The 12896-nt window shown below is 67.5% G+C and carries 10 protein-coding genes; 2 read left to right on the top strand and 8 right to left on the bottom strand.

Annotation, left to right across the window (positions count from 1 at the left end; all coding sequences use genetic code 11):
• Positions 1-176 precede the first annotated feature (176 nt).
• The 3 genes from AC6CH2_RS00430 to AC6CH2_RS00440 form a co-directional block, all read right to left on the bottom strand.
• Positions 177-1466, bottom strand: a complete 1290-nt coding sequence (locus AC6CH2_RS00430) for an amidohydrolase family protein (RefSeq protein ID WP_498267452.1) — start codon at positions 1464-1466, stop codon at positions 177-179.
• A 245-nt stretch (positions 1467-1711) separates the two neighbouring features.
• Positions 1712-3151, bottom strand: a complete 1440-nt coding sequence (locus tag AC6CH2_RS00435; protein ID WP_498267453.1) for an amino acid permease — start codon at positions 3149-3151, stop codon at positions 1712-1714.
• Positions 3152-3383: 232 nt separating this feature from the next.
• Complete coding sequence (locus AC6CH2_RS00440) at positions 3384-4862, bottom strand: amino acid permease (protein WP_435394798.1); 1479 nt, start codon at positions 4860-4862, stop codon at positions 3384-3386.
• Between the two features lie 184 nt (positions 4863-5046).
• Here AC6CH2_RS00440 and AC6CH2_RS00445 point away from each other — a divergent pair, with 184 nt between their 5' ends.
• Both AC6CH2_RS00445 and AC6CH2_RS00450 read left to right on the top strand, forming a co-directional pair.
• Positions 5047-5646 (top strand): NUDIX hydrolase, encoded by a 600-nt coding sequence (locus AC6CH2_RS00445; RefSeq protein WP_498267454.1) that lies wholly within the window; start codon positions 5047-5049, stop codon positions 5644-5646.
• Positions 5647-5659: 13 nt separating this feature from the next.
• The gene (locus AC6CH2_RS00450; protein ID WP_498267455.1) at positions 5660-5857 is read left to right on the top strand and encodes a demethoxyubiquinone hydroxylase family protein; all 198 of its coding nucleotides are present in this window, start codon (positions 5660-5662) and stop codon (positions 5855-5857) included.
• Between the two features lie 1923 nt (positions 5858-7780).
• Here the strand turns inward: AC6CH2_RS00450 and AC6CH2_RS00455 are convergent.
• The 5 genes from AC6CH2_RS00455 to AC6CH2_RS00475 all read right to left on the bottom strand — a co-directional run bounded on the left by AC6CH2_RS00455 (position 7781) and on the right by AC6CH2_RS00475 (position 12827).
• Positions 7781-9865, bottom strand: coding sequence for a phosphocholine-specific phospholipase C (locus AC6CH2_RS00455; protein ID WP_498267456.1), 2085 nt, complete (start codon positions 9863-9865; stop codon positions 7781-7783).
• Positions 9866-10194: 329 nt separating this feature from the next.
• Positions 10195-10659 carry a GNAT family N-acetyltransferase gene (locus AC6CH2_RS00460; protein WP_498267457.1) on the bottom strand — a complete coding sequence of 155 codons (465 nt, stop codon included), beginning with the start codon at positions 10657-10659 and terminating at the stop codon, positions 10195-10197.
• Between the two features lie 2 nt (positions 10660-10661).
• Positions 10662-11228: an elongation factor P-like protein YeiP gene (gene yeiP, locus AC6CH2_RS00465; RefSeq protein WP_498267458.1), complete on the bottom strand. Its 567-nt coding sequence runs from the start codon at positions 11226-11228 to the stop codon at positions 10662-10664.
• Between the two features lie 117 nt (positions 11229-11345).
• On the bottom strand, positions 11346-12116 hold the full coding sequence (locus tag AC6CH2_RS00470; protein ID WP_498267459.1) for an SDR family NAD(P)-dependent oxidoreductase: 771 nt from the start codon (positions 12114-12116) through the stop codon (positions 11346-11348).
• Between the two features lie 228 nt (positions 12117-12344).
• A complete protein-coding gene (locus AC6CH2_RS00475) occupies positions 12345-12827 on the bottom strand; it encodes a GNAT family N-acetyltransferase (RefSeq protein WP_435394791.1) in 483 nt (160 codons plus the stop codon).
• Positions 12828-12896: the final 69 nt, after the last annotated feature.

Consider the following 12896-nt stretch of genomic DNA (forward strand, 5'->3'; position numbering starts at 1 on the left):
GCGTTATGTGACAAGGCGCGCTGGGAATGAGGGCGGGCCCAGGGGGCGACGCCGGTCCAGGCCGGAGCCGTTTTCGGCCTTCCGGCCCGGCCGGCACCGAACCCTGAGCCGCGTCCGCAAGCGCGCGCCGGACGATCCGGCGATTGCGGCTCCCGTCCGGCGAGCGGGCCGCAGCACTACTGCGCGGGCGCGCCGATCGGCACCCCCTGCTTGATCCGTTCGACGATCGCCGCTGGCAGCACGCGCAGATCGCGCGAGGGATCGGCGTCGAGCACCAGGAAGCTTGCTTCGTAACCGGGCCGCAAGCGGCCGATCCGCCGCCCGGGGAAGATGAACCGGGGTGTCGTCCGGGTCAGCGCGTCCAGCGCCTGCGGCGTCGTCATTACGCCGAGCGAGAGCAGATATCGCGCCTCCGTGATCACCGCGTCGCTTTGGCGATCGGTTCCGATCAGGATCGGTACGCCGGCGCGCTTGAGCTTGTCCAGGTTCGCGCGCTGCATGGCTTGGATCGTCGGCAACCGGGCCTGGTCGGAACGCTCCGAGGCCAGCCAGGCGGTGGGGATCACGCGTAGGCCAGCGCGCGCGGCAGCCCGTGCGTCGGCGTCGGTGATGGCATAGGCGTCGAGCGTGGCCAAACTGTCTTGCGGCCCGAAGTAGCCGGGCATATGCGCGGCGATGTCGACTTTCGCCGCGACGATCGCACGCAGATCGGCCGCGGTATCGATATGTGCCGCGACGCGCAACCCGCGGCGATGGGCCTGTCGGACCAACTCGGGCAGCAGCGAAGGATCAAGCCCGCGCCGCCCGCGAAACGCCGGATCGTCGCGGCGGCGCGCGTATTCCTCCGAGTGTTCGAGGATGACCTTCACGAAGTCGGCGTGCTGGGCGACCAGCCGGTCGAGCACCGGCCCGATATCGGTAGCTGCGGTGACGAAGTGATACGCGTCGCCGACGAAATCGGCCGGCCGTTTGTTCTTGTAGTAACGCGGGCCGATCACGTCTTCATACAGCGCCACCGGATGGCCGCCGGGCGCGGTGATGCCGCCCATCGCATAGATCGCGTCGATCTGCCCGGGCGTGGGGCGCCGCCGCTCGGGTGGAGGGCTCGACGAAGCCAGGTTGTTGGGGTTCATCATGTAGAACACGCCCGCCGCGATCGCCCGCGCGGTGTCGCTGGTGACATGGTTGTGCGCATCGGCCAGCGGCGGAATCGCGTAGCGCCCGGCGAGATCGACGACGCGCCCGGTTTTGCCGCCGCGGCAGGCGACGAAGCGGGTGCCTTGAACGCAGCGGTCCTGAGTATCGAAGCCGTGCCCGTTCCACCAGCGTCCTGCGACATACCGCGTCGTCGGCGCCGGCGCGGTCTGGTTGCGCCCGATTCCTTGCGCCGGTCCCTGCGGGCACGACGCGAGCGCGCCCACCAGCAGAACACGGCCCCATATGGCCGAAACGCGGGTCGACGGCATGCACGAACTCCTTGATGGCGAGTCGTGGACGCTACGAGCGGACACCCGGTCCGGGCGATCGGATCGGTGTACGCGGCAGATCGGGCGGCGAGCGGGCGCAAAGGCCGGCCGATGGCGGCCATGCCCCGGGAGCCGCGCCAGCCGACGCCCGGTCCGCGTGCATGAACGAAAAAAGCGGAACCGGGCCCCGGTACGATTCCGGTGTCCGATTCCGCCTTTCCGGCTCGCCGCGGCAAGCCGCGCGCTTACCGCTGTGCGTCGATCTTGCGCATCCGGCTGTGGCGGAAGCTGTAGGCGAAGTAGATGGCGAACCCGATGCCGGTCCAGATGCCCATCAGCATCCAGTTGTGCGCGGTCATGGTCGACAGCAGCACCAGGCAGCTGCCGATGCCGGCCAGGCAGATCGCCCAGGCGAACGGGATCCGGAACGGGCGCGGCAGGTCGGGCTGGGTGCGGCGCAGGATCAGCACGCCGGCGCAGACCGAAGCGAAGGCGATCAGGGTGCCCATCGAGGTCATGTCGCCAAGGATGTCGAGCGGGAACAGGGCGGCCAGCAGCGCGATGCCGATGCCGGTGATCACCGTGTTGATGTGCGGGGTGCGGTATTTCGGGTGGATCTTGGTGAACACCGGCGGCAGCAGGCCGTCGCGCGCCATGATCATGAAGATGCGCGGCTGGCCGATGATCATCACCAGCACCACCGAGGACAGGCCGACCAGGGCGCCGATCTCGACCACCAGGCGTAGCCAGTTCAGCTCCGGATGGCCGGCGATGGCGGTGACCACCGGCTCGTCGGTACCGAGCAGGGTGTACGGGGCCAGGCCGGTCATGACCGCGGCCATGCCGATGTAGAGCACGGTGCAGATCGCCAGCGAGGCCAGCATGCCGATCGGCATGTCCTTCTGCGGCTTGTGCGACTCCTGCGCCGCCACCGACACCGCCTCGAAGCCGATGTAGGCGAAGAACACCATCGAGGCGCCGCGCAGCACGCCTTCCCAGCCGTACTTGCCGGGGCCCTGCGACTCGGGGATGAAGGGCTGCCACAGGGTCGGGTCGACGTATTTCCAGCCGACCACGATCACCAGGACGATCAGGCCCGACTTCAGCAGCACCATCGCCATGTTCATGGCCGAGGACTTGCGGATGCCCACGTAGCACAGCCAGGTCAGCGCCAGCACGATCGCCGCCGCCGGCAGGTTGGCGATCGCGCCGGTCGGACGCAGCTTGGCGTCGAGCGGCGCCTGCACCAGCGCGGCGGGCAGGGTGATGCCGAAATGTTCCAGCAGACTGAGCAGATAGCCGGTCCAACTGACCGCCACCGCCGAGGCCGAGACGCCGTACTCCAATATCAGCATCCAGCCGATGAACCAGGCGGCGAGTTCGCCGAGGGTGGCGTAGGTATAGGTATAGGCGCTGCCCGAGACCGGCACCATCGCGGCGAACTCGGCATAGGCCAGGGCGCAGAAGGTGCAGCAGATCGCCGCGAGCACGAACGACAGCATGATCGCCGGGCCGGCGTGCTCGGCCGCGGCCTTGCCGGTGATGACGAAGATGCCGCCGCCGATCACCGCGCCGATGCCGAGCGCGGTCAGGCCCCACGGCCCGAGCGTGCGGTGCAGGCTCAGCCCTTCGGCGTCGGTGTGGGCGGCGTGCGGGTGTTTGGTCGCCCAGAGTTGTCCCAGCATGTGTTTCTTCCTGATGCTGCTTGCGGCCGAGCCCGGACCCTCGCCCGTCATTCCCGAAGGCGGGAATCCAGGGCCCTCGCCGGCGCACTGTGAAGTCTCTGGTTCCCCGCCTTTGCGGGGAGGACGGCTTCAAGGCAGGTGGGCGAAGTTCGGTGCGGGAACGATGGAGGCGGTGTCGTGAAAAGGAAAAAGGCCGGCGGAAGCTCCGCCGGCCTTGCCGACTGCGTGCCGGTCAGGCGCCGTTGGCGGCCTTGCGCAGCTTGCTGTTGCGGTAGCCGTAGCCGAAGTAGATCAGCATGCCGATCGCGGTCCAGCCGGTCATCAGGTGCCAATGCTCGGAGAACGGCTTCCAGAACAGGTACAGGCAGGCGGCCGCGCCGAGCGGGCAGACCAGCACCGCCAGCGGCACGCGGAACGGGCGCGCCAGGTCCGGGCGGGTGCGGCGCAGGATCAGCACGCCGACGCAGACGGTGGCGAAGGCCAGCAGGGTGCCCATCGAGACCAGCTCGCCGAGCAGGCCGATCGGCAGGAAGCCGGCCAGCAGCGCGGCGAAGATGCCGACGATGATGGTGCCGATGTAGGGCGTCTGGAACTTCGGATGCACCTTGGCGAAGAACTTCGGCAGCAGGCCGTCCTTCGACATCGAGTAGAAGATGCGCGGCTGGCCCATCAGCATGACCAGGATCACCGAGCTCAGGCCGGCGATCGCGCCGATCTCGACCGCGAACTTCAGCCAGCCCAGCGCCGGGAAGGCTTCCAGCGCGGTCGCGACCGGCTTGGGCGTGCTCAGCATGTGATAGGGCAGCAGGCCGGTCAGCACGCCGGAGACGATGATGTAGATGATGGTGCAGATGACCAGCGAGCCGAGGATGCCGATCGGCATGTCGCGCTGCGGGTTCTTGGCCTCGCCGGCGGCGGTCGAGACCGCGTCGAAACCGATGTAGGCGAAGAACACCACCGAGGCGCCGCGGATGATGCCGTCGAAGCCGTACTTGCCGGGGCCCTGGCTTTCCGGGATGAACGGCACCCAGTTGTCCGGGTTGATGTACTTGGCGGCGAAGGCCACGAACAGGGTGATCACCACGACCTTGATCGCGACGATGATCGAGTTGACGAAGGCCGACTGAGTGATGCCGACGTAACACAGGCCGCTGATCGCCGCGATGATCGCCACCGCCGGCAGATTGATCAGGCCGCCGGTGTAGACGATGCTGCCGTCGACCACGTTGAGCGGCGCGGCCGCCAGCGACGCCGGCAGGCCCATGCCGAAGGTGGTCAGCAGACTGTTGAGATAACCCGACCAGCCGACCGCGACGGTCGAGGCTGCGAACAGGTACTCGAGGACCAGGTTCCAGCCGATGAACCAGGCGACGAATTCGCCCAGGGTGGCGTAGGAATAGGAATAGGCGCTGCCGGAGACCGGCATCATCGCCGAGAACTCGGCGTAGCACAGGCCGGCGAGCGCGCAGGCGATGCCGGCGACGACGAAACTGAGCACGATCGCCGGGCCGGCGTGTTCGGCCGCGGCGTGACCGGAGAGGACGAAGATGCCGGCGCCGATCACGGCGCCGATGCCTAGCATCACCAGTTGGGTGGCGGTCAACGATCGCTTGAGCGTCGCTTCGCCTTCAAGGCTGCCTTCTACGGGCTCGCCGGCATCCACGTGGCCGGACGGCGCCACCGGTTTGGTGATGAACAGGCCTCTCGACATCGAACTCCCCTCTCTCTCGTAAGAAGTGATCTCTACCCGTCGTTCTGGCGACGACGATGACCGGCTCCCTCAGTGGAGCGGCGGGCCACCTTAACCCAGGGTGGAAATGGGCGGCAAGCGCACACCGTCACGGGCTTTGCCCGCATAATCGCGCCCCCGGTCGCGCGCCAGTGTCTGACTCCGCATGCCTGCGAAACATTCCGACGTCATCGAAGATCTGCGTTCCAATCTCATCGAATATGGCCGACGTTGGCCGCAGGAAGCCGAACATACGCTGGCGTTTCTGGACCTGCTCGACGAGGCCCAGGGCCGCGGCACCGCCCCGGACGGGGCCCTGGCCCCGGGCGACCCCTTCCTGCGCGAGCGCCTGGCCGGCCATTTCACCGGCGGGGCGTGGCTGGTCGACCGGGCCGGGCGCCGGGTCCTGCTGACCCACCACCGCAAACTGGAGCGCTGGCTGCAGCTCGGCGGCCACGCCGACGGCGACCGCGACCTGGCCCGGGTGGCCCTGCGCGAAGCCGAGGAGGAGTCCGGCCTGACCGGGCTCAGCGTCGAGCCCGAGCTGTTCGACCTCGACCGCCACTGGATCCCGGAACGCCGCGACGTTCCCGGCCATTGGCATTACGACCTGCGGTACGTCGTGCGCGCGAGCGACAACGAGGCTTACGTGGTCAGCGAGGAATCGCTGGACCTGGCCTGGCGCGAGATCGCCGAACTGCCCGACGACCCCGGCGCCGACGATTCGATGCGGCGCATGGCGCGCAAGTGGCTGGCCCGTCGCTGAGACGGCCGCCGCCATGGCTCCGCCGGCGGCGCCGGGCGATACCGAACCGGGCGGCCGCATCCTCAAGGTCAATCACGCCGGCGAGCACGGAGCGGTGCACCTCTACGCCGGTCAGATCGCCATGGCACGCTTCTTCGCCTTGCGGATGCTGAGCGAACTGGTCCGGTCGAGGAAGAGCGGCGACATCACGACGCCCCGGCCGGCCGCCTGACCACCGACCGCTTCTGGTCGCGGCTGCTGTCGCCGGTGGTGTCGGCCTCGACCGAAACGGTGATCTGGTTGGGCATGCGGCTGTAGCGGGCAACGCGCGGCCCCTGGTGCGTTTCTCCGAATGAGAACAGGGTAGGAGCGACGCAAGCCGCGACCGCGTCGCCTCGATCTCGCGGCGTTGCCGGCCGAGATACCTGTAGGAGCGGCGTAAGCGCGACTGCGCTACTCCGACCGTCCGCGCCGGCGGCCGCAGATTCGCGGTCGCGGCTTGCGCCGCTCCTACCCCGGCGAAAGCGCGCCGCTTCGATGGATGGCATCGGCATGGTTGCGTCTGCGCGTCCGGTGGTCGCGGCTTACGCCGCTCCTACAGCGGATGGTGCGCCGCGTTCCGATTTCTTGTTGCTGCTTCGGCTTTGGCTGTGCGCCGCCTTGCACTAGCGAAGGCCAAAGAAGACCCGGAGGGCGGCGCGCAGGGACGCGCGCCGTTTTTCATCGGGACAGGGATGTCCCGTATGAAAAATCCCCGCGGAGGCATCGAACGCGCGGGCCCGTGATTCAAAGAGAAGCATTTTTCTTTGGTTACCTTTCTTTTGTTGCTTCAGACAAAAGAAAGTAACCCGCCGCTTCAGCGGCGGAAGCTTTGGGTTTGATCTTGATCTTGATCTTTCTTAAAGCCTGCGCCGCAAGACCGTAACGACGCGGTCGCGGCTTGCGCCGATCCTACCCCGGCGAAAGCGCGCCGCTTCGATGGATGGCATCGGCATGGTTGCCTCTGCGCGTCCCGCGGTCGCGGCTTACGCCGCTCCTACAGGGATGGTGTGCGCCGCGATCCTGTTCCGCATTGCAGCTTTCGCTGTGCGCCGCCTCGCACTCGCGAAGGCCAGAGAAGACCCGGAGGGCGGCCCGCAGGGATGCGGGCCGTTTTTCATCGGGACAGGGATGTCCCGTATGAAAAATCACCGCGGAGGCATCGAACGCGCGGGCCCGTGATTCAAAGAGAAGCATTTTTCTTTGGTTATCTTTCTTTTGTTGCTTTAGACAAAAGAAAGTAACCCGCCGCTTTAGTGGCGGAAGCTTTGGGTTTGATCTTGATCTGACCCTGATTCAGATCCTTCTTGATCCATACGCCGCAAGACCGTAACGACGCGGTCGCGGCTTGCGCCGCTCCTACCCCGGCGAAAGCGCGCCGCTTCGATGGATGGCATCGGCATGGTTGCCTCTGCGCGTCCCTCGGTCGCGGCTCACGCCGCTCCTACAGGGATGGTGCGCCGCGCTCCGATTTCCTGTTGCTGCTTCGGCTTTGGCTGTGCGCCGCCTCGCACTAGCGAAGGCCAGAGAAGACCCGGAGGGCGGCGCGCAGGGATGCGCGCCGTTTTTCATCGGGACAGGGATGTCCCGTATGAAAAATCCCCGCGTCGGCACCGCTCGTGCGGGCTGGTGATTCAAAACAAAGCACTTTTCTTTGGTTACCTTTCTTTTGTTGCTTTAGACAAAAGAAAGTAACCCGCCGCTTCAGCGGCGGAAGCTTTGGGTTTGATCTTGATCTGAATTTTCCGGATTGAGGCGCCGAGAGACCGTCGCCGCGATGTCGCGGCTTGCGCCGCTCCTACTCCGGCGAAAGCGCGTCACTTCGATGCATGGCATCGGCATGGTTGTTTCGGCGCGCCCCCGAGGTCGCGGCTCGCGTCGCCCCAACCCCGGCGAAAGCACGCCGCCTTGATGGATGCCATCGGCAGCGTTGCCTCTGCGCGCCCCGCGGTCGCGGCTCACGCCGTTCCTACCCTCAAACAGCGCCGTCCCGTGGGGTAGGAGCGGCGCAAGCCGCGACCACGATAGTCAGCCGGCTTCGCCAGCCGCGAGGTCTTGATCGTCACTGACACCGCCCTGCGAGAGCGGTGTTACTGCAGATGCTGCGAACGCAGGCTCAGGCCCCGATCGCCGGATCGCTCACGCTCGCCGCGCCGTTCTCGGCATGCCCGGCGATGCGGCGCAGCCAGCCGGCATCGGCGTCGGAGGTGATGCTGAAGTCGTACCAGCGTTTGCTCGTGGCGAGCGGCCAGTGATCGCGCAAGCTCGCGCCCGGGGCCAGGTCGTAATAGCGGGCGGGCGCATCGCTGTAGCGGTTGGCGCGCAGACTGAGGCGGCAAGCGGCGCGGCCGCGGTTGACGAATTCGAGCACCAGCATCTCGCCGATCGCGTCGTGGCGGACCGAGACTTCCGGGTCCGCGCCCTGGGCCGCGGTGGCCTTGAGCAGGTCGCCGCGGAACACCCGCAGGAAACCGTTCGGGCCATACGCCGAAAGGTCGTAGACGCCGTTGGTGTATTGCTTCGCGCTCCAGTAATCCGACAACTGCGTGCCCGGGTCGAGCGTGTAGTACCACGGGCCGTCGCTGCGGTTGCCGGCGTACACGTTGTAGCAGGCGCCGGCGACGCCGTCGTTGCCGAAGTCCAGCCAGTAACGGCCGCTGCTGGCCTCGATGCGGCCGTCGACGCGCAACTCGTACGGCAGCGCGCGCGCCGGCCGCTGGCCGCGCTCCTGGCGCGGCATCCGCGCTTGCGCGGGCGGCTTGGGCGTCGCCAGTTTGCAACTGGCGTCGGCACCGGACATGGCGCCGCCGGTATCGGGCAGGGCCGGCCACTGCGCGTTCGGATTGGCGAAGTCGAAGGCGGTGCTGAGGTCGCCGGCGACGGTGCGGCGCCAGGCGCTGATGTTCGGTTCGGCGATGCCGAAGCGCGCTTCCAGGAAGCGCAGCACCGAGGTGTGGTCGAACACCTGCGAATTGACCCAGCCGCCCTTGCTCCACGGCGAGATCACGAACATCGGCACGCGCACGCCCAGGCCGACCGGCACGCCGTTGTAGTTTTCGGTCGCGGTGTCGACCGTGCTCTTGCCGAGGCTGGAGCCGATCGCCGGCAGCGGCGGCGGCACGTGGTCGAAGAAGCCGCCGTTTTCGTCGTAGTCGATGATGAAGACGGTCTTGGACCAGACCTCGGGGTTGGCGACCAGCGCCTCGAGCAGGCGCGCGGTCAGCGACTCGCCGTAGGCCGGCGTGGCTTCCGGGTGCTCGCTCATGATGTAGGACGGCACGATCCACGACACCGCCGGCAAGCTGCCTTCGCGTACATCCTTGGCGAAGTCGGCGATCAGGTATTCGCCGCGCGAGGCCTTGGCGTTTTCCGCGGTGGAGCCGGGCGACCAGGCGCGGCCGCGCTTGTACAGTTCGGACTGGCGGTCGAGCTTGCGGAAATTGGCGAAGTAGGCGAGCGAGTTGTCGCCGTAGTTGTCGTGTTCCTGGTACACGCGCCAGCCGATGCCGGCGTTCTGCAGGCGCTCGGCATAGGTGGTCCAGCGATGGCCGGCGAAGGTCGGCTTGTCCAGCGCCATGTCGGCGGTCCAGTTGCCGTCGTCGGCGTTGTTGACCGCCTGCGGGCCGAAATCGCCGACGGTCATGCCGCTGGTGCCGGCGAACAGATGCATGCGGTTCGGGTTGGTCGGGCCGTGGTGCGAGCAGTAATAGGCGTCGCACACCGTGAACGCGTCGGCCAGCGCGTAATAGAACGGCAGGTCCTCGCGGGTGAAGTGGCCCATGCACATCGGACCCTTGGTCGCGACCCAGGCGTTGTAGTCCTTCCAGCGCGTGTGCGAGCCCTTCCAGCTGTGGTCGATGTCGGCCATGCAATGCGCGGCCGTGGTGCGGGTGTCGAGGCGGAACGGCAGCACCGCTTGCGCGTTGGTCGTCGACTTGGGCTGCTGCCAGACCGTCTTGCCGCCGGGCAGCGGAATCGGGCGCGGATCGTCGAAACCGCGCACCCCGCGCAAGGCGCCGAGGTAATGGTCGAAGGAGCGGTTTTCCTGCATCAGGATCACCACGTGCTGCACGTCCTGGATCGTGCCGGTGACGCGCGCGGCCGGCGTGGCCAGGGCGGCGCGGATCGAGGGAGGCAGCAGGCCCAGCGCGGCGGAGGCGCCGGCGAGTTTGAGGAAGTCGCGACGGGTGGACGTGGTCAAGGCCTGGCTCCGGAACTGGCGGGGCGTTGCGCGCGCGGCCGAACGGCCGCGTCGGGCAAAGCATAGAGCGTGACCGAGCGAGGTTGCAGCGGCATTGCAGCGCCTTAGGAGGACCGCGTGCCTGGCGAGTTGTGACCGGGTGCTAGAGTCGGGACATCCGCGCTCGATGCATCGGATACGCTGCATCGTTGCCGTCGTTCAAGCGAAAGCCAGTATCCGGTTTTCTTTCGTTTTTTGCCGGGGAAAAGCGTAAGGATCCATGACGGCGTGCTTGCGTTTGAACGCGGCAGCGGGGGCGCACGCCTCGGACTGCCGAGCGATCGGGCCGCTCAGTCGCGCAACCATTTGGTCATCAATCGGCGCGGATGGGCCGCATAACCGGCGCGTTCGTAGATGCCGCGCGCATGCGCGTTGTCGTCGTTGACCTCGAGCCGCATCGCGTCCAGGCCTTCTGCCCGGCACAGCGTTTCGATTTCGGCCAGCGCGCGCTTGGCCAGGCCGCCGCCGCGATGCGCCGGCAGCACGAACAACTCGTCGAGCAAACCGTAGCGGCCGCCGAATTCGAGGCTGAAGCAGAACCCCAGGACGAAGTAGCCGGCGATCTCGCCGTCGCGTTCGATCAGGCGCAGACGGCCGGCATCGGGATCGGCCACCAGGCTCGCCAGTGCGCGGCGCAGGGCGGCCTCGTTCCAGGGCAGGTGTTCGGCTTCGTAGAACGCGCGCAGCACCGGCAACAGACGCGGAAGATCCGCGTCGGTCGCCGCTGCGAAGCGATACTCGAAGCCTTGCGTCACGATCAGTCGGCGCGGCCGGCGAATTCGCCGGTGGCGGTGTTGACCAGCACGCGCTCGCCGGTGCCGATGTACTCGGGCACCATGATCTCGATGCCGGTCGACAGCTTGGCCGGCTTCGGGCGCTTGGTCGCGGTGCCGCCCTTGAGCTCCGGCGGGGTCTCGATCACTTCCAGCGCCACGCTGGCGGGCAGCTGCAGCGCCACCGGCTGGTCGTCGATGATCTGCACGTAGCAGCCGCCGAGGTCGTCGACGATGTAGCCGGCGTCGTCGCCGACCACGTCGGCATCGAGCGTGTACGGCGTGTAGTCCTCGTCGTCGAGGAACACGAAGGCGTCGCCGTCCTTGTACGAGTAGGTGACCTGGCGGCGGGTCAGCTCGACTTCCTTGAGCTCGTCGTCGCCGCCGACGCTCAGGTCGAACTTGGTGCCGCCGGGCACCGAGTACATGGTGAAGCGGAACTTGACGTTGCCGCCGCGGCCCTGCGGCGAGCTGCGTTCGATGTCGCGCACCTGGTACACGGTGTTGTTGTGCTCGATTACGTTACCTTTTTTTACGTCGTAGGCTTTCATGGGCGTTAGGGATTCGAGATTGGGGATTCGGGATTAGGAAGAGCCAGGAGCCGAGGAGGTTGGGAGCGGGCGCGGATCGCTTTGCGAATCCCGACTCCCGACTCCCGATTCCCGGCTTTACTTCGGCGCCAACCGCGTCGCGCCGTCGAGGCGGATGGTTTCGCCGTTGAGGTAGCGGTTGCCGAGGATGTAAGCGACGAGGTCGGCGAATTCCTCCGGACGGCCCAGGCGCGAGGGGAACGGGATCGAGGCGCTCAGCGACTGCTGCACCGAATCCGGCATGCCGTCGACCATCGGCGTCCAGAAGATGCCCGGGGCGATCGTCATCACTCGGATGCCGAAGCGCGAGAACTCGCGCGCCATCGGCAGGGTCATGCCGACCACGCCGGCCTTCGAGGCCGAATACGCGGCCTGGCCGATCTGGCCCTCGTAGGCCGCGACCGAGGCGGTGTTGACGATCACGCCGCGCTCGCCGTCGTCGCCGGCTTCGTTGTGCTGCATCAGGTTGGCCGCGGCCTTGGCGACGTTGAAGCTGCCGACCAGGTTGACCATGACCGTGGTCTGGAACTGCGACAGCGCCATCGGCGCGTCCTTGCCGAGCACGCGGCCGGCGCCGAGGATGCCGGCGCAGTTGATGGTCGCGTTGAGGCCGCCGAGGTATTCCTTGGCGGCGCCGAGGTTGGCGGCCACGCCGGCTTCGTCGGTGACGTCGGTGCGGAAATAGCGGGCCTTGTCGGCGCCGAGTTCGGCCACGGCCTGCGCGCCCTTGTCGTCGTTGACGTCGAACAGGGCGACCTTGCCGCCGCGGGCGGCCAGGTGCTGGGCCACGGCCAGGCCGAGGCCGGAAACGCCGCCGGTGATCACGGCGCGGACGTTGTCGAGTTGCATGAGCGGTCCTGAAGGCGGAAAGGCGGCCATTCTAAAGGACGAGCCGGGCGGGCGTCGGGGCGGGGGCTGCGGTCCCTTCCGGCCGAGGCTTAGACGGGGGCGGCAGAGGACGACCAGTACCTACCGTCGTTTCCGCGAAGGCAGGCTCCGCTTTACTTCGGCGTAGCCGAACACCGGGGGCTTCTCTGAGGCATGGCTCTGAGTCTTTGCGGCCGGGGCGCTGGGCTCCTAAACCGAGCGCAAGTACCAGCTATGGCTGCCGGGCAGTTCCCCATAGCCCATCGGCGCTTCCAGCAACTGGAAGCTGTTGCTCTGCAGCAAGCGCTGAGCGTCGCTCATCCGGTCCAGCATCTCGGCATAGCATTGGCCGAAGCCGAACCCGCGCGCCGTCAACAGGCACTTGTCCAGCAGCGCCTGGCCCAGCCCGAGCCCGCGCACCGATGGCAGCAGGTAGAACTTGCGCAGTTCGCAGACCCCGTCGTCGCCGCCGAGCAGAGGGGCGATGCCGGCGCCGCCGCCGAGCCTGCCGTCGCGTTCGACCACGAAGTAGGCGCTGCGCGGCCGGCTGTAGACCCGCTGCATGGCGTCCACCTCGGGGTCGCTGACCGAGCCGGCGCCGAATTCCGCCTGCACCTGCCGGGCGATGGCGGCCAGCGCGGCATCGTCGCGGGGCAGAATCGGACGTAATACGACACCGGGCGGCAAGGTCATGCGGGCGGAACTCTGTGCGGGTTGGGCTACATCCTCGCTCAGGTCGGGGCGCTTGCGAAGACGTTGCGG

It is taken from the genome of Lysobacter sp. GQ73, assembly GCF_059758755.1.